Origin of the sequence: Citrobacter sp. CK188 (genome assembly GCF_030333525.1) — a bacterium.
GTDB classification, from domain to species: Bacteria; Pseudomonadota; Gammaproteobacteria; order Enterobacterales; family Enterobacteriaceae; genus Citrobacter_B; species Citrobacter_B koseri.
The window spans coordinates 80,931-105,701 of sequence record NZ_JAOWFU010000032.1; the positions used below are offsets into that span (position 1 = coordinate 80,931).

Genomic DNA, 24,771 nt, shown 5'->3' on the forward strand with positions numbered 1-24,771 from the left:
CTTAAACCGTCAACACCACGCAGCTGTCCGCATCCCAACATAAACGCACTTCATCGCCCCAGGTCGGCAACCCTTTGCGATAGCGATGCGCGTTCTGTAACTGAGCGCTCAACATCTGGCCGCTTTTCAACCGCACATGATAAATCGACAAATCGCCGAGGTAGGCGATATGCACCACTTCACCCACGGCAAAGTTGTAGCCGTCTTCTGGCGGCGCGTCGCACAGCATGATTTTTTCCGGGCGCAGCGCCACATACACCGGAACGTTATCGACAACGGACGCATCCGCATCCACCTTCAGAGGATGCACCAGCCCCGGTGAATCAATGACCAGCCCATCATCCTGACGTTCCTTCAGCAAGCCTTCAAAGACATTCACAGAACCGATAAATTCCGCGCTGTAGCGGGTGGTCGGATGTTCATAAATCTCTTCCGGTTCGCCAATCTGCACGAATTTCCCACGGTTCATGATCGCAATTCGCCCGGCCATCGTCATCGCCTCTTCCTGATCGTGCGTCACCATTACGCAGGTCGCGCCAACGCGTTCAAGAATATCGACGACTTCCAGCTGCATCCGGTCGCGCAGCTTTTTATCCAGCGCGCCCATCGGTTCGTCGAGCAGCAACAGCTTCGGGCGTTTCGCCAGGCTACGCGCCAGCGCCACACGCTGACGCTGGCCGCCGGAAAGCTGATGAGGCTTACGTTTAGCGAACTCCTGCATATGCACCAGCCCCAGCATTTCGTTCACGCGCGCGGTGATTTCCGCCTTCGACAGCTTGTCCTGCTTTAGCCCAAACGCAATGTTCTGCTCCACCGTCATATGGGGGAACAGCGCATAGGACTGAAACATCATATTGATAGGGCGCAGATAAGGCGGGACATGCGCCAGATCGACGCCATCGAGCATGATTTGCCCGGCGGAGGGTTGTTCAAATCCGGCCAGCATACGCAGCAGCGTGGATTTCCCGCAGCCCGATGCGCCAAGCAGCGCAAATATTTCGCCTTTATAGATGGTGAGGCTGACATCATCCACGGCGTGTTGACCATCAAATGATTTTGTCAGGTTGCGGATTTCAAGAAGCGGCGTCAGCGCTTTACGGGTTTTCGCCTGTGGGCGGGGGGTCGCGTCGTTCACGGGGTGCTCTCCGGCATAAACAAAAATCAGTGCAAACGCACCATAAAAGTGCGCATTGCCCGGTAAACCTCACCGGGCAACGTTCTGATACAGCGGCTTATTTACCGCTTTTCACCTTCGTCCAGGCACGCGTACGCACACGGTCGATCTTCGGTTCCTGCACTTTCAGCGTGAACATTTTCGCTCGCACATCCGCAGGCGGATAAATGCCTGGGTTGTCACGCACTTCAGCGCTGACCAGCGCCGTCGCTTCTTTGTTGGCGTTGGCGTAGAACACATGGTCGGAAATGTGGGCGATCACGTCCGGGCGCAGCAGATAGTTGAGGAACTGATAAGCCTCTTCTTTGTTTTTCGCATCAGCAGGCATCGCGAACACATCAAAGAACGCCATCGCCCCCTCTTTCGGAATGGAGAAGGAGATATTCACGCCGTTTTTCGCTTCTTTCGCGCGGTTAGCCGCCTGCCATACGTCCCCTGCCCAGCCAATCGCCACGCAGGTATCGCCGTTCGCCAGATCGTTTATGTATTGAGACGAGTGGAAATAACGAATGTTCGGGCGCAGCTTCAGCAACAGATCGGTCGCAGGCCCCGTGTAGTCATCCGCTTTGGTGCTGTTGGGATCTTTCCCCAGGTAGTTCAGCACGGTCGCGAACACCTCTTCAGGCGCATCAAGGAAGGAGACGCCGCAGCTTTTAAGTTTTTCCAGATTTTCAGGTTTCAGCACCAGATCCCAGCTATCGACCGGCGCGTCAGCCCCCAGCACCGCTTTAACTTTATCGATGTTATAACCGATACCGGTAGTCGCCCACATATACGGCATCGCGTATTTGTTGTCGGGATCGTGCTTCGCTACCAGCTTCAGCAGCTCTGGATCGAGGTTTTTCCAGCCAGGTAGTTTGCTTTTATCCAGCGGCTGGAATACGCCCGCAGTGAGCTGGCGTTCCAGAAAACTGGCCGACGGGACAACCAGATCAAAACCGGTGCTCCCGGCCATGAGTTTCCCTTCCAGTACCTCGTTGGAGTCGAAGACGTCATAGACCACTTTGATACCGGTCTCTTTTTCAAAGTTCGCGACCGTATCCGGGGCGATATAATCAGACCAGTTATAGATATGCAGTGTTTTTTGTTCAGCGGCGAGCGTGCTGGCAGAGACGGCCATCAGAGCACCCGCAACCAGACCCGATAGCCATTTTTTATTTAAGGCGGTCATAATCTCTTTCCTTCTGAAAGTTCGTTAACAAACGAACCAAAAAAGTTGCATTCTAAGATATGCAAGAAACGTGCATATTTTGTCACTCGACACAGTTACAGAAGAGAGGGCTCTCTCCCTGCCGTCATTGCTCGCCATAAATACACAAAATCATTCAGGAGGTTGTCTGAAGGATGACGTGTAAAAGCTTCGCAAGAATAACTTTAGCCAGGGTTCGAGGCTATAGCTCAGATTAAAAAACGCCTTTTATCAATTTTTTATGCAGGTTTTGTCTATGTGATAAAGCGAAACAGGCGGAAAGGAGGTGAATTATTCTTTAAAGAAAGGTTAAAGGCAGAATAAAAAAATGCAAACAGCAGCCGCTCTGGCAGCGACTGCGTTAGACGCGTCATTCTTCAGGTTGCATGTGCGCAGATTTCAGTGAAGAAAATGATTTTCAGCGCTACTTTTTTGCGCGTCCTCTTCTGCGCTGAACAGCAGCTGATGCGCTCCGGCTTCCAGAATCACCATAGAAATCTGCTCTTCGCTCTGACGAACAAACCACTCGAACTGTTCATACGTCACACCCCGCATAACGGATAAAGACTGGCAAACCACCAGTTTTGGCAGATTATCATCCTGCATATCCAGGAACGCTTTCACCGTTAACGAGCTGGCGTTAATTGCCGACAGATCGGCAGCCAGCGGCAGCAGCGCAGAGGGCCTCACTTCCGCCATTGCGGAAAACAGCACCGTGTTATCCACCAGGTCGATTTTCGCATCGTAAATGCCGTCAAAATTTTGCATATGGGGCAAATGCAGCGCCTGACAGGTATCACATTCAAAAAAACTCATGCCCAGGTCGTCGAGCCATTGACGCAACGTATCCAGAGTAGGAACGACCAGTGATGTCATAATAATGTGCTACCTCTTACGATAAAAAATTACCGGCACAGCTTACGCAAAAAGACCGCGTCATACCACGATCGGGAACGATATTGCGATTAACCGCCCGTTTTAAGGCAAAATTCGGGGGTGGCGTGACGCTCGATCCACTGGATCATTCGCCCGGCGATATCCACTCCCGTCGTTTTTTCTACCCCTTCCAGACCCGGAGAGGCGTTCACTTCCATGACCAGCGGCCCACGCTCCGCGCGCAGAATATCGACGCCAGCAACATCCAGCCCCATCGTCTGCGCCGCTTTTATCGCGATCTCTCGTTCACGCGGCGTGATACTGGCGATACTCGCCATACCGCCGCGATGAAGGTTGGAGCGAAAATCGCCCTCTTTTGCCCGCCGCTCAATGGCCGCCACCACTTCGTCGCCCACGACCAGACAACGGATGTCACGCCCTCTGGCCTCTTTGATATACTCCTGCACCAGAATGTGCGCGTTGAGACCGCGAAACGCATCAATCACGCTCTCTGCGGCTTGCCGGGTTTCCGCCAGCACCACGCCAATGCCCTGCGTACCTTCCACCAGTTTTACCACCAGCGGCGCGCCGCCGACCATGTCGATCAGATCGCTGGTGTCATCCGGCGAATGCGCAATGCCGGTAACGGGCAAGTCAATTCCCTGCCGGGCCAGTAACTGTAGCGAACGCAGTTTATCGCGCGCGCGGGTAATCGCCACGGATTCGTTCAGCGGATAGCTACCCAGCATTTCGAACTGACGCAGCGCCGCTGTACCGTAAAACGTGATGGCGGAGCCAATACGGGGGATGACGGCATCAAAATGCGGCAACTGGCGGCCTTTATAGTGAATAGAAGAGGCCGCCGGGCTGATGTTCATATAGCAGGAAAGCGGATCGAGTATTTCGACCAGATGGCCGCGCTTCATCGCTGCTTCGCGCAGGCGTTTACAAGAATAGAGCGTTCCGTCCCGGGACAATATGGCAATTTTCACCCTGCACCTCTCTAAAAGACCTGGTAAAAGCCTGCGTATCATACACCGGGTGTTAGCGCGTCGCCCAACCCTGTTTATGCAAATAGTCCAGAATAAACGGGCGATTCTCTTTGATGATGGTACGACGAATATGGTCGCTCCAGGTATCGCGGCGCGTATTGCTGTCGCGGGTCAGGTAATACTCCGCGATCTGCTCATCATATTGCGCCAGCAGCGCGGCATCCACAGGCTGATAGTGATTTTCATGCACCACCAGTTCTGCGGGCAAACGCGGCTTAACGCCAGGGTTATCCGCAGGCCAGCCGAGGCACAGCCCAAACAGCGGCAGGACATATTTCGGTAATTTCAGCCGTTCCGTAACCGCTTCAATATGATTGCGGATACCGCCGATGTAGACGCCGCCCAGCCCCAGGGATTCGGCAGCGGTCAGCGCATTTTGCCCCATCATCGCCGTATCGACCGTGCCCAGCAGCAGCTGTTCCGCCAGCCCGAGCTGCGCGTCCGGGCAAATCTGTAAGTGACGATTAAAATCAGCGCAGAAAACCCAGAATTCCGCGGCCTGCGCAACGTGCTTTTGCCCGCCCGTCAGGGGCACCAGCGCTTCGCGCATGGCTTTATCGGTAATGCGGATAATGGAACTGCACTGTAAAAAACTGGAGCTTGAGGTTCCCCGCGCGGCGGCAATAATCGACTCACGCTGCGCATCGGAAATCGGCTCATCGGTGAAATGACGAATAGAACGGTGACCACGGATTAAATCAATGGTTGGAGTCATGCGGTTTTTCTCTTGCTGAACGGGAAGAAGAATCGGGTGAGCGCGTCATCAGTTGCGGCGCAATAAGCTGCGCGATCCGCCACATCAGCGCCACCGTAGCGGGAAGCATAAGCAGGATACCGAGAAATATCATCACCGTTACCGCCAGCGGGCTGTTCATCGGCGCGGGTAATGTGAGGTACTGATTGAGCGGCAGCAACGCCGCTGCCAGCAAAATCATACCGAGAATTTCCAGAATCAACACGCTTTTGGGTAAAGCGCCAATCGAGCGCATAAGGGCCTCCCGGATAACGGATGCTCAGTGTAACGCGTTCAGGTTTATCGTGTTTAACAGATATAGCCTATAGGTATCAAAGCAACAGGCGCAACCTGCTTTTCAGACGCGTCGTTTAACGGCATCATAGCCGCCATTCGTCACAAGGCTATGAGTTCGAGGAAAAAAACAATGTTTACCGTTATTTTTGGTCGCCCAGGGTGCCCGTATTGCGTGCGTGCGAAAGAGTTAGCAGAAAAACTGAGCACTGAGCGCGATGATTTTAACTATCGCTATATTGATATTCATGCTGAAGGCATTACCAAAGCGGATCTGGAAAAAACCGTGGGTAAACCGGTAGAGACCGTACCGCAGATTTTTGTCGATCAGAAACACATCGGCGGTTACACCGATTTTGAGGCTTGGGCAAAAGAGAATCTGAACCTGTTCGCCTGATCGCTGCTTTACGCCCTCTCCCGGAGGGCGTTATCGGTTCTTTTTACGCCGCTGACTAAACAGGCTGCTGATAAATAAAAAGCAAAGCGCGCCGAGCGCACACCAGAACACCGCACTGAACAACCACGCCAGTTCTTGCCATACGGAGCGCGTAGGCATAAAAACAAATCGCATCAGGACCAGACAACATGGCGCGGCCAGCATGGCGCCGATAAGAGGTTTAATGACTTCTCTGCGATGGGAAAAAAAACTGGCCACCGCGCCAGGTAACGTAAAAAACAACAGCCCAATCTCAGGATGCCCGGCAACCCGAAATGCCCCTTTCATATGCATCGTTAATGAAAGGCACACCACAATAAAGAGTACAAAGCAGCAGATTGCACCCGCCCAACCTTGTTTATGTTTCAATCGTTCCTCCTGACACTATCTCTATCGAACACTTTTTTCGCCCGAAGGCGTCCAGTCAGATAAAGTCGTTCGGCATTCCATGCCAAAAACACACCCACACGATTCTTATAGCCGTTGATACGTAATGAGATTAAACTAGCGAATTAAATTGTTGTGCTGCTTTTATTTGAGCGCCGATACGATGCCGACGCCTCATAATTTCTGGCAAAAACATTAGCGTAAATTGTCATTTCTTTCAACAGCTTACTGGTAAACAAGAAGTTAGTCTCCGTGAATATAAACGTCGCAGATTTGTTAAATGGGAATTACATCCTGTTATTATTTGTGGTCCTGGCTCTCGGGCTATGTCTGGGTAAGTTACGCCTGGGTTCAGTCCAACTCGGTAATTCCATTGGCGTTTTAGTGGTCTCCCTATTATTAGGGCAGCAGCACTTTAGTATTAACACCGATGCACTAAATCTGGGCTTTATGCTGTTTATTTTTTGTGTCGGCGTCGAAGCTGGCCCCAACTTTTTTTCTATTTTTTTTCGCGACGGCAAAAATTACCTGATGCTTGCTCTGGTCATGGTCGGTAGCGCGCTGCTGATCGCATTAGGGCTGGGTAAGCTCTTTGGCTGGGATATCGGCCTGACCGCCGGTATGCTGGCGGGCTCCATGACCTCGACCCCTGTGCTGGTCGGCGCAGGCGACACGTTACGCCATTCCGGTATGGAGAGTTCGCAGCTCTCGGTCGCGCTGGACAACCTGAGCCTGGGCTACGCGCTGACCTACCTCATCGGCCTGGTCAGCCTGATTGTCGGCGCACGTTACCTGCCGAAACTGCAACATCAGGATCTGCAAACCAGCGCCCAGCAGATTGCCCGCGAGCGCGGCCTGGATACCGACGCCAACCGCAAGGTCTATCTGCCGGTCATCCGCGCTTATCGCGTCGGCCCGGAACTGGTGGCCTGGGCCGACGGGAAAAATCTGCGCGAGCTGGGCATCTATCGTCAGACCGGTTGCTACATTGAGCGCATCCGCCGTAACGGTATTCTGGCGAACCCGGATGGTGACGCGGTATTGCAGATGGGCGATGAGATTGCCCTGGTTGGTTACCCGGATGCACACGCCCGACTGGACCCCAGCTTCCGTAACGGCAAAGAAGTCTTCGACCGCGACCTGCTCGACATGCGCATCGTGACCGAAGAGATCGTCGTGAAAAACCACAATGCCGTAGGCCGCCGTCTCGCCCAGTTGAAGCTGACCGACCACGGCTGCTTCCTTAACCGCGTGATCCGCAGCCAGATTGAAATGCCGATCGACGACAACGTGGTGCTGAATAAAGGCGACGTCTTGCAGGTGAGTGGCGATGCGCGTCGCGTGAAAACCGTCGCGGACCGTATCGGCTTTATCTCGATTCACAGTCAGGTAACCGATCTGCTGGCCTTCTGCGCCTTCTTTATCATCGGCCTGATGATCGGGATGATCACCTTCCAGTTCAGTAATTTCAGCTTTGGCATCGGCAACGCCGCCGGACTGCTGTTCGCCGGGATCATGCTCGGTTTCCTGCGAGCTAACCACCCCACCTTCGGGTACATCCCGCAGGGCGCGCTGAACATGGTGAAAGAGTTTGGTCTGATGGTCTTTATGGCCGGCGTCGGCCTGAGCGCGGGCAGCGGCATCGGGAACGGGCTTGGCGCGGTCGGCGGGCAAATGTTGATTGCCGGTCTTGTGGTGAGCCTGGTGCCGGTCATTATCTGCTTCCTGTTCGGCGCTTATGTATTACGTATGAACCGCGCCCTGCTCTTCGGCGCCATGATGGGCGCGCGCACCTGTGCTCCGGCAATGGAGATCATCAGCGACACGGCGCGCAGCAACATTCCGGCATTAGGCTATGCCGGAACCTACGCGATAGCCAACGTTCTGTTAACGCTGGCGGGGACACTTATTGTCATCATCTGGCCGGGCTTAGGATAAAACTGAAGTTTGCCTTTAAGTGAAAAATTTTTGCAGGTAAGCAGAACTTTTCTTCAAGGCGTCAGTCATAACTAGTGCCACTGCTTTTCTTTGATGTCCCCAATTTGTGGAGCCCATTAACCCCGCCATTTTGGTTCAAGGTTGATGGGTTTTTTGTTGCCTGAATTTCACGCCTGCCCGGCAATACGCTTCACCATGACCAGAATATCGTCCCGCGTTAAAGGCGCTCTGTCGGTGACGAAATGGAGGGTCATGCCTTCGATAAACGCGTCCAGCGCACGGGCGGTCACCGGTTCAAACCACTGCTCCAGCGTTTGCTGACTGCGCTGCATCCAGTTCTGCATCACCGTTTTCAGCGCCGGTTTTCGGCTGGCGAAGGCATACAGCTGGTACATCAGCTCCATATTATCTGGCGTAGTCACCAGCGAGCTGTAGATCATGTCGGTAATGGCGTGACAGGCGTCCTGAACGTTCGTGACATCGGCAAAGAATGACTGAAACTGGTGCGACATTGTTTCTGTAAACCGGCTTAACGCCTCGATCAGCAACTCATCGATTCCCGAAAAATAATAGGTCATCGACCCGAGCGGCACCTGCGCTATCGCCGCGATTTTGCGGTGCGTAACGCCGTGAATGCCATGCGTTATTATCGCTTCCTGCGTGGCCTGAACGATTTTGTCTCGCCGCAGGGGATCGTTAGCTCGTCGCACTGCTTTTCCTCTCATCACGTTTGTGTACAAATGTACACAAACTTGCTAGTGTTGTCCCCTGTATTCTCTTTTTTCAGTTTGAATCAATGACCGCCATCTCATCACGTAAAGCCTTAAGACGCCGGACCTGGGCGCTTTTTATGTTCTTCTTCTTGCCAGGGCTGTTGATGGCCTCATGGGCAACCCGCACCCCCGCCATTCGCGATATCCTTTCGGTATCAACGGCAGAAATGGGGGCGGTGCTGTTTGGGCTTTCCATCGGTTCGATGAGCGGTATTCTGTGTTCCGCCTGGCTGGTAAAACGATTTGGCACGCGCAACGTCATTCAGACCACCATGTCCTGCGCCGTTGCGGGGATGGTTATCCTCAGCATTGCGCTGTGGTTCGCTTCTCCGCTGGTTTTTGCGCTTGGCTTAGGCGTATTCGGCGCCAGCTTTGGCGCCGCCGAAGTCGCTATCAACGTCGAAGGGGCGGCGGTTGAACGTGAAATGAATAAAACCGTCCTGCCGATGATGCACGGTTTTTACAGCTTCGGTACGCTGGCTGGCGCTGGCGTCGGCATGGCGCTAACCGCCTTTAACGTCCCTGCCAACGCTCATATCCTGCTGGCGGCTCTCGTCGCGATCGCCCCCATTTTTATTGCTATTCGCGCCATTCCCGACGGCACGGGGAAAAACGCCGCCAACGGCGCCCACACAACGGAAAAAGGCGTACCTTTTTATCGCGATGTCCAGCTACTGTTGATCGGCGTGGTGGTACTGGCAATGGCCTTCGCTGAAGGGTCCGCCAACGACTGGCTGCCGCTTCTGATGGTGGATGGTCACGGCTTCAGCCCAACGTCCGGCTCGCTGATTTATGCGGGCTTTACGCTCGGTATGACCGTCGGGCGCTTTACCGGCGGCTGGTTTATCGACCGTTATAGCCGCGTGGCGGTAGTCCGCGCCAGCGCGCTAATGGGAGCGCTCGGTATTGGTCTGATTATCTTCGTCGACAGCGCCTGGGTCGCGGGCGTTTCCGTTATTCTCTGGGGGCTTGGGGCGTCGCTTGGCTTCCCGCTAACGATTTCAGCGGCCAGCGATACCGGCCCGGACGCGCCAACCCGCGTCAGCGTGGTGGCGACAACCGGTTATCTGGCCTTCCTGGTGGGGCCGCCGCTGCTGGGCTATCTTGGCGAACATTATGGTTTGCGCAGCGCAATGCTGGTTGTGCTGGCGCTGGTCATCCTGGCCGCTCTTGTCGCGAAGGCTGTCGCCAAACCAACATCGAACACTCAATCTGTTATGGAGAATAGTTAATGGGTATCAAGCTAATTGCGGTAGACATGGATGGCACCTTTTTGAGCGATCAAAAAACCTATAATCGCGACCGGTTTATGGCGCAGTATCGGCTAATGAAGCAGAAAGGCATCCGTTTTGTGGTCGCCAGCGGTAATCAGTATTACCAGTTAATCTCTTTCTTTCCAGAGATCGCCCACGAAATCGCCTTTGTCGCTGAAAACGGCGGCTGGGTGGTCAGCGAGGGCGAAGACGTGTTCAACGGCGAACTGGCGAAAGAGGATTTTGCTGCCGTTGTCGATCATCTGCTGACCCGCGCGGATATTGAAATCATCGCCTGCGGTAAAAACAGCGCCTATACCCTGAAACAGTACAACGATGAACTGAAACAGGTTGCGGCGATGTACTACCATCGCCTTGAGTTCGTGGACAGCTTCGACAACATCAATGACGTGTTCTTTAAATTCGGCCTCAACATTACTGATGACCGTATTCCCCAGGTTCAGACGGCGCTGCATGATGCGATTGGCGATATCATGGTGCCGGTTCACACCGGTTACGGCAGCATCGATTTGATCATTCCCGGCGTACACAAAGCGAACGGCTTGCGTCTGCTGCAACAACGCTGGGGGATTAACAATGATGAGGTCGTGACGTTTGGCGACGGCGGCAATGATATTGAGATGCTGCGTCAGGCCGGATTCAGTTTTGCGATGGAAAACGCCGGAGCGGCGGTGGCCTCTGCGGCGAAATATCGGGCGGGCTCGAATAACGCGGAAGGCGTGCTGGACGTTATCGACCGCGTGCTGAAAAACGAAGCCCCGTTCAGTGGGTAATGCCTCTTTGAGGCCTGATGGCGCTGCGCCGGACGGCCTCACCCTTCCTGTGAATCCCCTACCCGTTTGTCTTTCAGGAAGATAACCATCAGCAGCAGCCAGAGAATGCCGTTCGCCAGGTTGAAGAGGCTGAATAAGCCGTTGCCGCCGCTCAGATAAGCATGCTTGCTTACTTCAATACCCACGGTAAAGATCAGCATCTGCAACATCCCCATCGCCGCAGAAACCGTGCCTTTGCTCATATCGCTGGCAAACAGGGTCAGACGCACCAGCCCCGCGTTCGCCACGCCGATGCCAAAAGCGTAGACGCTCAGACCCGCCGTCATCCATAGATACGCATGGGAAGAGACCACCGTCGCGGCTGCGGCGATCAGCAATCCCGCCACAATCGGCCAGCCGCCCATGATAATCAATGCGCGCACCGTTCGCCGGGAGGTCAACCGCGCCAGCACCAGATTCCCGGCAATCAGCGCGCCAAAGACAGGAACCTGCAACAAGCCATATTCATAGCTGCTGAGCTGCTCACCGCTGATGATAATGATCGGCGACTGGGCAATCCACGCCAGCAGCGGCAGGCTGACGAACCCCAGCGCCAGCGCGCCGGCAACAAACCGCACGTTTTTCAGCACCAGCTTGTAATCCCGCCCCAGTTCTTTAAGCGACAGCTTCTCGCCGAGGCGGGTCGCGGTCTCCGGCATCGCGCGCTGTAAGCCGACAAAAGCAATCGCCGCCAGTACGGCAAACAGAACAAACATCCCTTCCCACGGCAGAACATGCACCCAGGCGGCGCCCACCAGCGGCCCCAGCAGCGGCGCAATCAGGGCAACGTTAGCCATTAGCGCCGTAATTTTGATACACACCGCTTCTTCAAAGGATTCCTGAATGGCGGCGTACCCCACGGCGCCAATAAAGCACAGGCTTACCCCCTGCAAAAAACGCAGCAGGGTGAACTGCTCAATGTTTTGCGCCAGCAGTGTGGCAAGGCAGGTGACGATAAACCAGATCACGCCCGCTAACATCACCGGGCGGCGTCCAATACGATCCGACAGCGGCCCTAACAGCCACTGCAAAAACATCCCGCCCGCCAGGTAGGCGGTCATCGAGGTCGGAACCCAGTCGATCCCGGCCTGATACTGTTCCACCACCGCCAGCATCCCCGGCTGGATCATATCGTTGCCGATATACGTAGAAAATTCGTAAAGCACCAGACAGAGAGGGAAAAGCAGTGCCTGACGTCCGAGCCGGACGCCTGTTTGTGAAAGGTTTTGCATGCAATCTCTTCGCAAATAAAAAATCGCGCAAAGTGTAATGAAAGTACGTTACCTGAGATAGCGAATTATGTGATTTAAAAACAAAATGCGCACATTTTTACATAATCATCCTTCGTGACCTTTTGCTTTAAGGTTAATTTAAGTTGCTGGCGCTATCATGGCGAATAAGCTCGCGCCATTGTCTTAAATTTCCTCATTTTACAGGTAAATAAGACAATACCGCTTTCCCCCCGTTGCGGCACTTTGTATTCTCGCCCTTACCCGGAGCACGTAGGGTCGTTTCGTTTAATCACTGTACTGAGTCTGGATGTTATGCTGGAAAACCTTAACAACTCGCTGTTTTACTTAATCAATGCCACCCCCGACTCCGCACAGTGGATGATCGCTCTGGCCATTTTTATTGCCAGAGATTTGATTAACATCGTGCCGCTGCTGGCCGTTGTGCTTTGGTTATGGGGGCCGCGCGATCGGGTCTGCGCTCAACGCCAGCTGGTGATTAAAATGGGTATCGCGCTGCTCATCAGCCTGACGATCTCCTGGATAATGGGACATCTTTTCCCGCACGATCGCCCTTTTGTCGATCGTATCGGCTATAACTTCCTGCATCACGCGCCCGATGACTCCTTCCCGAGCGACCACGGCACCGTTGTCTTTACCTTTGCGCTGGCGTTTTTATTCTGGCACCGCGTCTGGTCTGGCATACTGCTCATGGTACTGGCCGTGACGGTCGCCTGGTCACGCGTTTACCTCGGCGTTCACTGGCCGCTGGATATGCTCGGCGGTTTGCTGGTCGGGATGATCGGCTGCCTGAGCACGCAAATGCTGTGGCAAAAATATGGGGTTGCTCTCTACCACGGCCTACAAACGTGCTACCGCGTCTGCTTCGCGCTGCCCATTCGTAAAGGCTGGGTACGTGACTAACCTGGTGAAAAAAGAGTAGTATTAAGCGCTCTGTACTGTGCAGAGTGCTTATTCAACTGTCCAGGGGAATTATGGAAACACGACGCGACGAGCGTATTGGTCAATTGCTGCAAGCGCTAAAACGCAGCGATAAATTACACCTGAAAGAAGCCGCGACTCTGCTGGGCGTATCGGAGATGACCATTCGTCGCGACCTGAATAATAAAAGCGCGCCCGTCGTGTTACTGGGCGGGTATATTGTTCTGGAACCCCGCAGCGCCAGCCATTATTTATTGAGCGATCAAAAATCCCGCCTGGTTGAAGAGAAGCGCCGCGCCGCGCAGCTGGCCGCCGGTCTGGTACAGGCGCATCAGACGATTTTTTTTGACTGCGGCACCACCACGCCGTGGATCATTGAAGCCATTGATAACGAATTGCCTTTCACCGCCGTCTGTTATTCCCTGAATACGTTTCTGGCGCTCCAGGAAAAACCGCTATGCCGGGCGATTCTGTGCGGCGGGGAATTTCACGCCAGCAACGCCATTTTCAAACCGCTCGATTTTCAGGAAACCCTGAATAATATCTGCCCTGATATCGCCTTTTATTCCGCCGCAGGCGTTCATATCAGCAAAGGGGCAACCTGTTTTAACCTCGAAGAACTGCCGGTGAAACACTGGGCCATGTCGATGGCGCAATACCATGTTCTGGTGGTGGATCACAGTAAATTCGGCAAGGTGCGCCCCGCGCGGATGGGGGAATTAACGCGTTTTGATGCGGTAGTGAGCGACTGCCGCCCCGACGATGAGTTTGTCGATTATACCAAAGCGCAGCGCATTACGTTGATGTATTGATGTAAGGTTTGCCGAATGGCGGCGCTGCCGCGCCTTATCCGGCCTACAAATATGCACGTATCGTAGGCCGGATAAGCGTTAGCGCCATCCGGCACCGTCACCGCGATTAAGAGAACCAGCCGCCAAACCACTGGTGGAATTTCATCAGGACGAAGTCCCATATCCGCCCAAAGAAGCCGCCCTCTTCCACGTTTTCCATCACCATCAGCGGACGCTGTTCAATGGACTTTCCGTTGAGTTGGAAGTCGATGGTGCCGACAACCTGGCCTTTCTTCAACGGCGCGGTCAGCTGCGGTTCAGTCAGCGTAAAGCTGGCCTTCAGGTTTTTCAGCTGTCCGCGCGGAATCGTCACGGAACCCGCCTCTCCCGCGCCCAGATTCACCTCGCTCTTATCCCCAAACCAGACGCGCTGAGTCACGAAAGTCGCGTCTGGTTTAATGGGTGTCACCGTTTCAAAGAAGCGGAAGCCCCAGGTCAACAATTTCTCTGACTCATTAAAACGGATGCGATCGGTTTTCGTCCCCAGCACGACGGAGATCAAACGCATATCTCCCTGAGTCGCAGAGGCCACCAGATTGTATCCGGCGCCTGCCGTTGTCCCGGTTTTCATGCCATCAACGTTCAAATTAGAACTCCACAGCAGGCGATTACGGTTCGGCTGGCGAATCTTGTTGAAAGTGAACTCTTTTTCTTTGTGAATGGCGTACTCTTCCGGCACATCATGGATCAGCGCTTTGCCCAGCAGCGCCATATCACGCGCGGTACTAAACTGCCCCGGCGCATCCAGCCCGTGAACCGTCTGGAACGTTGTGTTGGTCAGCCCCAGTTTTTTCGCGTAACCATTCATCAAACCAATGAACGACTCCTGGCTTCCGGCAACATAATCCGCAAGCGCAATACAGGCGTCGTTACCCGACTGGATAATCACACCCTTGTTGAGATCGGATACCGAGACCTGATCTCCGGGTTTAAGGAACATGACCGACGAACCGCGCAGAGCCGGGTTGCCCGTGGCCCAGGCGTCTTTTCCTACCGTCACCATATCCGTGAGCTGAATTTTTCCGGCCTTCAGCGCCTGCCCGACGACGTAACTGGTCATAATTTTGGTCAGGCTGGCGGGGTCCAGTTTCTCGTCGGCGTTGCCTTCCGCCAGCACCTTGCCGCTGGAATAGTCCATTAAAATCCACGCGCGCGCATCAACGCTCGGCGGCGCCGTTGTCTGCTCAGCCGCCTGTAACGTCGGCGCAAAAAGGAATAAGAGTGCTGAACCCGCAGCAAGACTACGAAGGGAAGAAGAGTATTGCGTCATAAATGCCACCCGAGTATCCATTCCAAAAAAACACGCCATACCACCGTGTTATAAGTGCGGTGAGTAATAACGCACTAACGAACTTAAAGAAACCGTAAGTTGGTAAAGTTTTTAAAGTTTATGCAATAACGCCACGCTGCGCTGCCTCCGTGAGGATTTTTTTGCAAGCTGTTGCGTAAATGTTAGCTTTATCCCACCATGGGACGAGTCGGATACCGATTGCAGAACAATTTGAGGGGTAACTATGATTACGCTGTGGGGACGGAATAACTCAACCAACGTCAAAAAAGTGCGATGGACGCTCGACGAACTGGAGCTGCCTTATACGCAAATTCTGGCAGGCGGGCAGTTCGGGCTGAATCATGACGCTGACTATCTGGCGATGAACCCGAATGGCCTGGTGCCGCTGCTGCGCGATGATGAAACGGACGTTTTGCTCTGGGAGTCCAATACCATCGTCCGCTATCTGGCGGCGCAGTATGGGCAAAAGCGTCTGTGGGTAGACTCTCCGGCGCGACGGGCAGAAGGGGAAAAGTGGATGGACTGGGCAAACCAGACGTTAAGCCCGGCGCATCGTGTGATCCTGATGGGTTTAGTCCGCACCCCGCCGGAGCAGCGCGACCAGGCGGCGATCGACGCCGGCGCCAACGTCTGCGACGGCCTGTTTGGCATTCTTGATGAGGCGCTGGCCAGCCAGACCTGGTTCTCCGGCGCGGAGTTCGGCACGGCGGATATCGCGATCGCCCCCTTCGTCTACAACCTGTTTAACGTTGGCCTGAGCTGGACGCCGCGCCCTCACCTTGAGCGCTGGTATCAGCAACTTACCGAACGTCCGGCATTTCGTAAAACGGTGATGATCCCGGTCAGCTAAGCGCGTGGGCTGACTTTCAGCAGTTCTCCGTCGGACTCGTCGGTTAAGACATATAAATAACCGTCGGGTCCTGCGCGCACATCGCGAATACGTTTCCCTCTGTCGCCCAGAATCCGTCCGTCCTCCGTCACCTTATCGCCGTTAACGCTCAGGACAATCACATCCTGCTCTTTCAGCGCGCCGATAAACAGTTTCTGCTTCCATTGAGGGAACGTGTCGCTGTTATAAAACGCCATGCCGCTGACCGCTGGCGATTTTTTCCAGTAGAAGATCGGCTGCTCCGTTCCCTCGACAATTTCACCTTTCGCTTCCGGGATTTTAAAGCCGCTGTAGTTGATGCCCCAGGTTGCCAGCGGCCAGCCATAATTTTTACCTTTTTCGGGGATATTGATTTCATCGCCGCCGCGCGGGCCATGCTCATTCAACCACAACGCATCGCTCCACGGGTTTATCGCCATACCCTGCGGGTTACGTATGCCGTACGACCAGATCTCAGGGCGCGCGCCGGTCTGATTCACAAAGGGATTATCCGGCGGCACGCTCCCCTGGTCGGTCAGGCGCACCACTTTTCCCTGCAACTTGTCCAGATCCTGTGCGGTAGGGCGCTGATTATTTTCGCCAAGCCCGATAAACAGATGGCCTTTGCCATCAAAAACCAGTCGTCCGCCGAAATGATTACCGGTTGAGAGTTTCGGCATCTGACGAAAAACGGTCTGGAATTCCTCCAGATGCTTCAGGTCATCGCTGAGTCGCCCGAAGCCTACCGCCGTTCCGGCTTTCCCCTCGCGATCGGCCTCAGAAAAACTGAGCCAGACGCGGCGAGACTGCTCAAAATCAGGAGCGAGCGCCACGTCCAGTAATCCCCCCTGCCCGTTCGCCCAGACCTTCGGCACACCCGTTATCGGATCGGAAAGCCCTTTACCCGCCTGCCAGTGACGAAGCTGGCCGCCTCTGAGAGTTATCAACATACCGCGGTTATCCGGCAGAAAAGCCAGCGCCCAAGGATGATCAAGTTTGGTCTGCAAAACCTCCACCTTCACCGCCGGGGTTTCTGCATTCACGAAGGGAGAAAACAGTGCCAATAAGGCAACAGAGAAAAGTGTCCGACGCATACCGCCTCCTGTATGACCCTGCGTTAAAGCGTAGTCAGCAAGGGACAGCGCGGATTGATTTTTACAAAAACTTAACGAAAAGGGGGAGTCGCCTCCCCCTGACTTAGACCTGTTCAAGCGGTGATTGCGCTTTCAGGCTCTGGATACTCAGCGTCAATGTTGTCAGACAGTTTTCAAGTTTCTCTGCGTTGACGGCGATAAACGTCGGACAGTCATGGTGTCCGCTCATGAGACATACTGCGGCAGCTGCCAGTGCGCCTTCAGCACGATGTAAAGCATTCCATTCTTCCTGATCCAGATGCAGACCTTGCAGCAGTGATTTATCGTGAAGCCCACGATTCAGTTCAAAAAAGTTGTCACGCAGATGATCACTTTCGCTGACTGACATATAGCCTTTCGCCTTTCTTAACTGCAAATAAGCGGCGAGATCGATTCGGGCGTTTATCAGCTTGTTAAGTAGCTCGGTTCTTAGTCTGTCAACGACCATACCTTGTTCCTCCTCTTTCCAACCATACTGCAACTTAATAGTATGGTCATTTTTTGAACAAAGTGCTGCCTGAGATCAATAATTCACTCGGTATTAACATACTTTACATATTTGCTATAAACCCCGTGGCGCGCTTACCCGCACAGGCGATGAGATAGCGATACATTTTTTGCCCGGATCTCTGTAGAATCCCTGCCCTGACCATTCCAATAACTGAACAATTTTTAAGCTATGAGCAATGTAACCCGCCAGCCGAAAATCGGCTTCGTTTCCCTGGGCTGCCCGAAAAACCTGGTTGATTCGGAGCGAATCCTGACTGAACTGCGTACCGAAGGCTATGACGTCGTACCGAGCTACGACGACGCCGACATGGTGATCGTCAATACCTGTGGCTTTATCGACAGCGCCGTACAGGAGTCTCTGGAAGCGATTGGTGAAGCGCTGACTGAAAATGGCAAGGTGATCGTCACCGGCTGCCTGGGCGCGAAAGTCGATCAGATCCGTGAAGTGCACCCTAAAGTGCTGGAAATCACCGGGCCGCATAGCTATGAGCAGGTTCTGGAACACGTTCACCATTACGTACCAAAACCGAAGCACAACCCGTTCCTGAGCCTGGTGCCGGAACAGGGCGTTAAGCTGACCCCGCGTCACTACGCCTACCTGAAGATTTCTGAAGGCTGCAACCATCGCTGCACCTTCTGCATTATTCCGTCCATGCGCGGCGATCTGGTCAGCCGTCCGATTGGCGAAGTGTTAAGCGAGGCCAAACGTCTGGTCGATGCGGGCGTGAAAGAGATCCTCGTCATTTCCCAGGATACCTCCGCTTACGGCGTGGATGTGAAGCACCGCACCGGTTTCCACAACGGCGAGCCGGTAAAAACGAGCATGGTCGACCTTTGCGAGCAGTTGTCAAAACTGGGCATCTGGACGCGCCTGCACTACGTCTACCCTTATCCGCACGTTGATGACGTGATCCCGCTGATGGCGGAGGGCAAAATCCTGCCGTATCTGGATATCCCTCTGCAACATGCCAGCCCGCGCATTCTCAAACTGATGAAGCGTCCGGGCGCTGTCGATCGCCAACTGGCGCGCATCAAACAGTGGCGTGAGATTTGCCCGGAACTGACCCTGCGTTCGACCTTTATCGTCGGTTTCCCTGGCGAGACGGAAGACGATTTCCAGATGCTGCTCGACTTCCTCAAAGAGGCGCGCCTGGATCGCGTCGGCTGCTTCAAGTACAGCCCGGTCGAAGGCGCTGGCGCGAACGCGCTGCCGGATCAGGTGCCGGAAGAGGTGAAAGAAGAGCGCTGGAACCGCTTTATGCAGCTGCAACAGCAGATCTCCGCAGAACGTCTGCAAGAGAAAGTGGGGCGCGAAATCCTGGTCATTATCGACGAGGTTGACAAAGAAGGCGCGATTGGCCGCAGCATGGCTGACGCACCGGAAATCGACGGCGCGGTCTACCTCAACGGTGAAACCAACGTTAAACCCGGCGACGTTATCCGCGTGAAAGTTGATAACGCCGACGAATATGACCTGTGGGGCAGCCGCGTTTAATTCGCCCAAATTATCGTAAAACCCGTAGGCCGGATAAGGCATTTATGCCGCCATCGGGCGCAATGCCTGATGGCGACGCTGAGGCGTCTTATCAGGCCTACATGCTTATCAGGCCTACGGTTCTACATTCACCCCTTAATCTTCGGGTCCAGCGCGTCGCGTAGCCCGTCGCCCAGCAGGTTAAACGCCAGCACCGTCAGGAAAATCGCCACCGCCGGAAAAATCGCCACATGCGGCGCGATGACCATATCCGCCCGCGCTTCATTGAGCATCGCCCCCCACTCCGGCGTTGGCGGCTGCGCGCCTAACCCCAGAAACGACAGGCTTGCCGCAGAAATAATCGACGTCCCGATGCGCATAGTGAAAAAGACCACGATCGACGAGACCGTGCCGGGCAAAATATGGTTGAACAAAATCGTCGCGTCACTGGCGCCAATACTGCGCGCCGACTCAATAAACGTCTGCTGTTTCAGCACTAATGTGTTTCCGCGCACCAGACGGGCAAACGCGGGGATAGAAAAGATAGCGACGGCGATAATCACATTCGCAATACCGCTACCGAGCACCGCCACGACCGCAATCGCTAACAGAATGCCCGGAAACGCGAACAGCACATCGCAAATACGCATAATCAGCCGGTCCCACCAGCCTTCGTAATAGCCCGCAACTAGCCCAAGCACCGTGCCAAGCGCCGCGCCGATAAAGACGGCGAAAACACCGGCCGCCAGCGAAATTTGCGCCCCGACCAGGACGCGGCTGAAAATATCCCGCCCCAGCGAGTCCACGCCAAACCAGTGCGCCGCCGAAGGACCGTCATTCAGGCGATCGTAATCAAAGTAATTTTCCGCATCGAAAGGCGTTAGCCAGCGGGCGAATATCGCCACCAGGATCAGCAACAGCACAAATATCCCTGCGATCATCGCCACATGCTGACGGCGAAAACGCCGCCAGAATTCATGCCACGGCGTACGCACCCGGTCGGGTTTGACCAGCGGCATGGCATCTAAAACCGCCTGACGGCGCCAGTTAAATAATCGCATCCTTACTTGTACCTGATAGCCGGGTTAATGGCGGCATAGAGCACATCCACCACTAAATTGATAAGAATAAACTCCAGGGAAAACAGCAGCACTTCAGCCTGAATCACCGGGTAGTCGCGCATTTCCACTGAATCAACCAGCAATCGCCCCAGTCCGGGCCAGTTAAAGACCTTCTCGACGACAATCGAACCGCCGAGCAGAAAGCCAAACTGCAACCCCATCATGGTCACAACCGGGATCATGGCGTTACGCAGACCGTGTTTCAGCACCACCCAGGTTTCGCTGACCCCTTTCGCGCGCGCGGTGCGCATATAGTCTTCACTGAGGACATCCACAAACGACGCTCGGGTAAAGCGCGCCATCACGGCCGCAACGGCGGCGCCAAGCGTGATGGAGGGAAGAATATAGTGCTGCCAGCTATCTGCGCCCACGGTCGGCAACCACCCCAGCTCAACGGAGAATATCTGCATCAGCAGCATCCCCAGTGCGAACGCCGGGAACGAAATCCCGGTTACCGCCAGCGTCATGCTGAGTCTGTCCGGCCAGCGATTACGCCAGACGGCGGCGATAATCCCGGCGGTCATCCCGAACAGTACCGCCCATACCATACTGGTGATGGTCAACCACAGCGTCGGCATAAAGCGGCTGGCAATCTCTGCCGATACCGGACGACGAGACACCATCGACGTGCCGAAATCTCCCTGCAACACGTTAGTCATGTAATGCCAGAACTGGATATGCAACGGCCGATCGAGACCAAGCTGCTGGCGCACCAGTTCAATCACCTGCGCGTCAGCCTCCGGCCCGGCAATCAGCCGCGCCGGATCGCCAGGCAACAGATGAACAAATAAAAACACCAGCACCGCCACAATAAACAGGGTCGGAATCAACCCCAGCAGGCGCTTAAGCACATAATTAAGCATCAGGCTCCCTTTACAAACCTTTTGCCGGATGGCGACGTAAATCCCTTATCCGACCTGCAACGAACTGCGTCTGCAAGCCGGATAAAACCATCGGGCGCGCGTTGCTTACTGCAAATCCGCGTCATCAAAACTGAAGCCAGTGTCCGGCATGATCCAGAAACCCGTCAAATTTTTACTGTGGGCTGAGACCAGTTTTTCCACCACCAGCGGAATCCAGGGGGACTCTTTCCAGAGGGTGTCCTGCGCCTCTTTATACAGGCGCGCTTTCTCCTGCGGATCGTTGGTTTTCAGCGCTGCCGCTAAGTCGTCATCAACCTGCTTGTTGCTGTAGAACGCAGTATTGAACAGCGTTGGCGGCCAGTTTTGCGAGGCAAACAGCGGTGACAACGCCCAGTCCGCCTCCCCCGTGGAAGCCGACCAGCCGGTGTAGAACATCCTCACACCGCTCTCTTTCTGCCCCTTGCCTTCCACTTCTGCCGCACGCTGCCCGGCGTCCATCGCCGTTACCTGCGCCTTAATACCGACCTGCGCCAGCTGCTGTTGCGTAAATTGCAGCACTTTCTGCGCGGTGCTGTGGTTATGAGACGACCACAGCGTGGTGCTAAACCCATTCGGATAGCCCGCCTCTTTCAGCAGTTCGCGCGCTTTCGCCGGATCGTAAGGCCACGGCGCGTAGCTCTGCGCATACGCAATGGCTGGCGGCACTACGCCCGTGGCAGGCGTCGCATAACCGGCAAAGGCCACTTTGACCAGCGCCTGACGGTTGATGGCGTAGTTCAGCGCTTCCCGCACCTTCGGATTATCGAACGGTTTTTGCGTCACATTCATGCTGATGTAACGCTGCATGATCGACGGGCTGGCAACCAACTGTAGATTTTTGTTTTTCTCCAGAATTGTCGCCTGCTCGTAAGGGATCGGGAATGCAAATTGCGCTTCCCCGGTTTGCAGCATTGCCGCGCGGGTGTTGTTGTCCGTTACCGGACGCCAGGTGATCGTATCCAGTTTAGGTAAGCCTTTCTGCCAGTAATCCGCAAATTTCTTCACTTTCACGAAATCAGTCTGGTTCCAGGTATCCAGCTGATACGGCCCGGTGCCGACCGGATGGAAGCCAATGTCCTTACCGTATTTTTCCAACGCGGCCGGAGAGATCATCGCCGTCGCCGGGTGCGCCAGAATATTGATAAACGCCGAGAACGGTTGTTTCAGCGTAATTTTTACCGTCGTCGGATCGACCGCTTCGGTTTTATCGATGTTTTTATACAGGTTGTAGCGTTTGAGATGGTTTTCTGGATCGCTCGCGCGATCGAGGTTGGCCTTCACCGCCGCTGCGTTAAAGTCGGTGCCGTCCTGGAATTTTACCCCCTCGCGCAGCTTCAGGGTGTAGATCAGGCCATCGTCGGAAACGGTGTAGCTTTCAGCCAGCACATTTTTTAGCTTCATGTCTTTATCAAGACCAAACAGCCCCTGATAAAACGACTTCGCCACCGCCTGCGATAAGGTGTCGTTCGCATCGTACGGATCGAGCGTGGTGAAATTAGAGCCTACCGCTACCACCACATCTTTAGCAGCAAACGCCGGAGATGCCGCCAGTGCAGAAGCGACGCTCAGCGCAACCAGCCAATTACGGGTTACAAATGTTGTCATATTATTCTCCTGAACCCTGCCTGTTTTATGAGATGTTATAAACGCGATAACGCATTTTCTGCCTGCGGGCGCGCGACATAATGCCCCGGCCCGACTAACTGCAATGGAGCGGGCGCGATCTCCTCCCCACGTTTACGGATGTTGCTGGGGATATCGTCCGACAGCAGCACACGCTGCGGCCTGTGCCGGGAAGGATCGGCCACCGGTACTGCCGCCATTAATTTACGGGTATAGGGATGCTGCGGATTTTCAAACACCGCCCGGCGGGGGCCGATTTCCACAATCTGCCCCAGATACATCACCGCCACGCGATGACTGATGCGCTCCACCACCGCCATATCGTGTGAAATAAACAGATACGCGATGCCCATTTCCCGCTGCAAATCGAGCAACAGATTAATGATCTGCCCGCGAATCGAGACATCCAGCGCGGAGACTGACTCATCGGCGATAATCACTTTTGGATTCAGCGCCAGCGCGCGGGCGATGCAGATACGCTGACGCTGGCCGCCAGAAAACTCATGCGGATAACGCCACGCATGTTCCGGGCGCAATCCTACGCGCTCAAGCAACCACGCCACCCGCGACGCGGCCGCCTCGCCTTCCAGCAAACCATGCACCCGCAATGGTTCCATTATGGAGTAACCCACCGTCTGGCGCGGGTCGAGCGAAGCGTAAGGGTCCTGAAAAATAAACTGAATATCTCGCCGTAGCGGCTGTAACTTACCGGCAGGAAGCGTGTCGATCCGCCGCCCGTTGAAGGTAATTTCGCCAGCCTGCGACTCCACCAGCCGCAGCAACGCCCGCCCGGTGGTCGATTTACCACAGCCGGATTCCCCCACCAGCGAGAGCGTTTCGCCAGGCCAGAGATCAAAGCTGACGTTTTCCACCGCATGCACTTCACGGGTCACGCGGTTAAGAATGCCGCTACGCAGCGGAAAACGCGTCACCAGGTTGCGCACTTGCAGGATCGGATCGCCTGCCACCACCGTGTCCTGCTCGGTTTGCGGTTCCACACGATCGGGATCGTTCAGTGAAATCAGCGGAAAGCGGCGCGGCAGATCGTGTCCGCTCATCTCGCCTAACTGCGGCACGGCGGCCAGCAGCGCTTTGGTATAAGGGTGCTGCGGCGCGTGGAAAATTTGCTCAACGCTGCCGGTCTCCACCGCTTCGCCCTGATACATCACCAGGACGCGATCGGCAATATCGGCCACCACGCCCATATCATGGGTGATAAAAATCACCCCCATCGACATATCCTGTTGCAGCACTTTGATCAGTTGCAGGATCTGCGCCTGAATCGTGACGTCCAGCGCGGTGGTCGGTTCATCGGCAATCAGCACCGCCGGGCGGCACGACAACGCCATCGCGATCATCACCCGCTGGCGCATCCCGCCAGAAAGCTGATGCGGGTAACGCGATAAGATGGCCTGCGACTCAGGAATACGCACCTGGTCAAGCATCCGTTTCGCTTCCGCCATTGCCTCTTCGCGACTCGCCCCCTGATGCAGACGAATGGACTCGGCAATCTGCTCACCCACGGTAAATACCGGGTTAAGCGAGGTCATCGGCTCCTGAAAGATCATGGCGATATCCGCGCCGCGCACGCGCTGCATCTGCGCATCGCTTTGCTCTCCCAGTTCAATGACCTGGCGATTACGCCGCCGAAGCAGCATCTGATCGCAGTGAACGTCGCCGCCCGCCTGCTCGATCAGGCGCATCAACGATAACGCCGTAACGGATTTCCCCGATCCCGATTCACCGACAATCGCCAGCGTTTCGCCTCGCTGAAGCCGAAACGATACATTGCGCACCGCGCTGACGCGTTGCTGCTCCTGCTCGAACGCAATGTTCAAATTTTTGACCGCCAGTACGTCGCTGGCGTCTAATTCGTGACTGTGTGGCAC

General features: G+C 54.9%; 24 protein-coding genes. 8 read left to right on the forward strand and 16 right to left on the reverse strand.

Features of this window, described 5'->3' with window-relative positions; translation table 11 throughout:
* Position 1: 1 nt before the first annotated feature.
* The 6 genes from potG to OGV67_RS11430 form a co-directional block, all read right to left on the reverse strand.
* A complete protein-coding gene (gene potG / locus OGV67_RS11405) occupies positions 2–1,135 on the reverse strand; it encodes a putrescine ABC transporter ATP-binding subunit PotG (RefSeq protein WP_012133102.1) in 1,134 nt (377 codons plus the stop codon).
* 97 nt (positions 1,136–1,232) lie between these two features.
* Positions 1,233–2,345 carry a spermidine/putrescine ABC transporter substrate-binding protein PotF gene (potF, locus tag OGV67_RS11410; RefSeq protein ID WP_012133103.1) on the reverse strand — a complete coding sequence of 371 codons (1,113 nt, stop codon included), beginning with the start codon at positions 2,343–2,345 and terminating at the stop codon, positions 1,233–1,235.
* Positions 2,346–2,762: 417 nt separating this feature from the next.
* Entirely contained in the window at positions 2,763–3,239 is a 477-nt protein-coding gene (locus tag OGV67_RS11415; RefSeq protein ID WP_047457888.1) for a YbjN domain-containing protein, read from the reverse strand.
* A gap of 89 nt (positions 3,240–3,328) precedes the next feature.
* The gene (rimK, locus tag OGV67_RS11420) at positions 3,329–4,231 is read right to left on the reverse strand and encodes a 30S ribosomal protein S6--L-glutamate ligase (protein ID WP_024130496.1); all 903 of its coding nucleotides are present in this window, start codon (positions 4,229–4,231) and stop codon (positions 3,329–3,331) included.
* A gap of 52 nt (positions 4,232–4,283) precedes the next feature.
* Positions 4,284–5,006 carry a nitroreductase NfsA gene (nfsA, locus tag OGV67_RS11425; protein WP_012133106.1) on the reverse strand — a complete coding sequence of 241 codons (723 nt, stop codon included), beginning with the start codon at positions 5,004–5,006 and terminating at the stop codon, positions 4,284–4,286.
* The gene (locus OGV67_RS11430; protein ID WP_115614917.1) at positions 4,990–5,280 is read right to left on the reverse strand and encodes a YbjC family protein; all 291 of its coding nucleotides are present in this window, start codon (positions 5,278–5,280) and stop codon (positions 4,990–4,992) included. The genes nfsA and OGV67_RS11430 overlap by 17 nt, the downstream gene beginning before the upstream one ends.
* A 171-nt stretch (positions 5,281–5,451) precedes the next feature.
* Between OGV67_RS11430 and OGV67_RS11435 the strand changes: the two genes are divergently transcribed.
* Complete coding sequence (locus tag OGV67_RS11435) at positions 5,452–5,715, forward strand: GrxA family glutaredoxin (protein WP_024130497.1); 264 nt, start codon at positions 5,452–5,454, stop codon at positions 5,713–5,715.
* 30 nt (positions 5,716–5,745) lie between these two features.
* On the opposite strand, the gene OGV67_RS11440 is transcribed toward OGV67_RS11435, so the two are convergent.
* Entirely contained in the window at positions 5,746–6,123 is a 378-nt protein-coding gene (locus tag OGV67_RS11440) for an inner membrane protein YbjM (protein WP_024130498.1), read from the reverse strand.
* Positions 6,124–6,393: 270 nt separating this feature from the next.
* Here OGV67_RS11440 and OGV67_RS11445 point away from each other — a divergent pair, with 270 nt between their 5' ends.
* A complete protein-coding gene (locus tag OGV67_RS11445; protein ID WP_012133110.1) occupies positions 6,394–8,079 on the forward strand; it encodes an aspartate:alanine antiporter in 1,686 nt (561 codons plus the stop codon).
* 167 nt (positions 8,080–8,246) lie between these two features.
* On the opposite strand, the gene OGV67_RS11450 is transcribed toward OGV67_RS11445, so the two are convergent.
* Complete coding sequence (locus tag OGV67_RS11450; RefSeq protein ID WP_047457895.1) at positions 8,247–8,789, reverse strand: TetR/AcrR family transcriptional regulator; 543 nt, start codon at positions 8,787–8,789, stop codon at positions 8,247–8,249.
* An 86-nt stretch (positions 8,790–8,875) separates the two neighbouring features.
* Between OGV67_RS11450 and OGV67_RS11455 the strand changes: the two genes are divergently transcribed.
* Positions 8,876–10,084: an MFS transporter gene (locus tag OGV67_RS11455; RefSeq protein WP_115614918.1), complete on the forward strand. Its 1,209-nt coding sequence runs from the start codon at positions 8,876–8,878 to the stop codon at positions 10,082–10,084.
* Positions 10,084–10,899 (forward strand): Cof-type HAD-IIB family hydrolase, encoded by an 816-nt coding sequence (locus tag OGV67_RS11460; RefSeq protein WP_012133115.1) that lies wholly within the window; start codon positions 10,084–10,086, stop codon positions 10,897–10,899. The genes OGV67_RS11455 and OGV67_RS11460 overlap by 1 nt, the downstream gene beginning before the upstream one ends.
* A gap of 38 nt (positions 10,900–10,937) precedes the next feature.
* Here OGV67_RS11460 and OGV67_RS11465 read toward each other — a convergent pair whose 3' ends face one another.
* Positions 10,938–12,170 (reverse strand): MFS transporter, encoded by a 1,233-nt coding sequence (locus OGV67_RS11465; RefSeq protein ID WP_115614919.1) that lies wholly within the window; start codon positions 12,168–12,170, stop codon positions 10,938–10,940.
* 312 nt (positions 12,171–12,482) lie between these two features.
* Here OGV67_RS11465 and ybjG point away from each other — a divergent pair, with 312 nt between their 5' ends.
* Complete coding sequence (gene ybjG, locus OGV67_RS11470) at positions 12,483–13,091, forward strand: undecaprenyl-diphosphate phosphatase (protein WP_110494498.1); 609 nt, start codon at positions 12,483–12,485, stop codon at positions 13,089–13,091.
* Positions 13,092–13,162: 71 nt separating this feature from the next.
* Positions 13,163–13,921 (forward strand): DNA-binding transcriptional repressor DeoR, encoded by a 759-nt coding sequence (gene deoR / locus OGV67_RS11475; RefSeq protein WP_115614920.1) that lies wholly within the window; start codon positions 13,163–13,165, stop codon positions 13,919–13,921.
* 106 nt (positions 13,922–14,027) lie between these two features.
* Here the strand turns inward: deoR and dacC are convergent, their stop codons facing one another.
* Positions 14,028–15,230 (reverse strand): serine-type D-Ala-D-Ala carboxypeptidase, encoded by a 1,203-nt coding sequence (gene dacC / locus OGV67_RS11480; RefSeq protein WP_024130500.1) that lies wholly within the window; start codon positions 15,228–15,230, stop codon positions 14,028–14,030.
* 244 nt (positions 15,231–15,474) lie between these two features.
* Here dacC and OGV67_RS11485 point away from each other — a divergent pair, with 244 nt between their 5' ends.
* A complete protein-coding gene (locus OGV67_RS11485) occupies positions 15,475–16,101 on the forward strand; it encodes a glutathione S-transferase family protein (RefSeq protein ID WP_049008548.1) in 627 nt (208 codons plus the stop codon).
* Here OGV67_RS11485 and OGV67_RS11490 read toward each other — a convergent pair.
* A complete protein-coding gene (locus tag OGV67_RS11490; protein WP_047457915.1) occupies positions 16,098–17,213 on the reverse strand; it encodes a PQQ-dependent sugar dehydrogenase in 1,116 nt (371 codons plus the stop codon). The two genes, OGV67_RS11485 and OGV67_RS11490, sit on opposite strands and share 4 nt — an antisense overlap.
* A 103-nt stretch (positions 17,214–17,316) precedes the next feature.
* Positions 17,317–17,700, reverse strand: a complete 384-nt coding sequence (bssR, locus tag OGV67_RS11495) for a biofilm formation regulator BssR (RefSeq protein WP_024130501.1) — start codon at positions 17,698–17,700, stop codon at positions 17,317–17,319.
* Between the two features lie 231 nt (positions 17,701–17,931).
* Here bssR and rimO point away from each other — a divergent pair, with 231 nt between their 5' ends.
* Complete coding sequence (rimO, locus tag OGV67_RS11500) at positions 17,932–19,257, forward strand: 30S ribosomal protein S12 methylthiotransferase RimO (protein WP_024130502.1); 1,326 nt, start codon at positions 17,932–17,934, stop codon at positions 19,255–19,257.
* Between the two features lie 128 nt (positions 19,258–19,385).
* Here rimO and gsiD read toward each other — a convergent pair whose 3' ends face one another.
* From gsiD to gsiA, 4 genes are all read right to left on the reverse strand, one after another.
* The gene (gene gsiD / locus OGV67_RS11505) at positions 19,386–20,297 is read right to left on the reverse strand and encodes a glutathione ABC transporter permease GsiD (protein WP_012133126.1); all 912 of its coding nucleotides are present in this window, start codon (positions 20,295–20,297) and stop codon (positions 19,386–19,388) included.
* Between the two features lie 2 nt (positions 20,298–20,299).
* On the reverse strand, positions 20,300–21,220 hold the full coding sequence (gene gsiC, locus OGV67_RS11510) for a glutathione ABC transporter permease GsiC (RefSeq protein ID WP_012133127.1): 921 nt from the start codon (positions 21,218–21,220) through the stop codon (positions 20,300–20,302).
* 105 nt (positions 21,221–21,325) lie between these two features.
* Positions 21,326–22,864 carry a glutathione ABC transporter substrate-binding protein GsiB gene (gene gsiB, locus OGV67_RS11515; RefSeq protein WP_115614921.1) on the reverse strand — a complete coding sequence of 513 codons (1,539 nt, stop codon included), beginning with the start codon at positions 22,862–22,864 and terminating at the stop codon, positions 21,326–21,328.
* Between the two features lie 35 nt (positions 22,865–22,899).
* Entirely contained in the window at positions 22,900–24,771 is a 1,872-nt protein-coding gene (gene gsiA, locus OGV67_RS11520) for a glutathione ABC transporter ATP-binding protein GsiA (RefSeq protein WP_024130503.1), read from the reverse strand.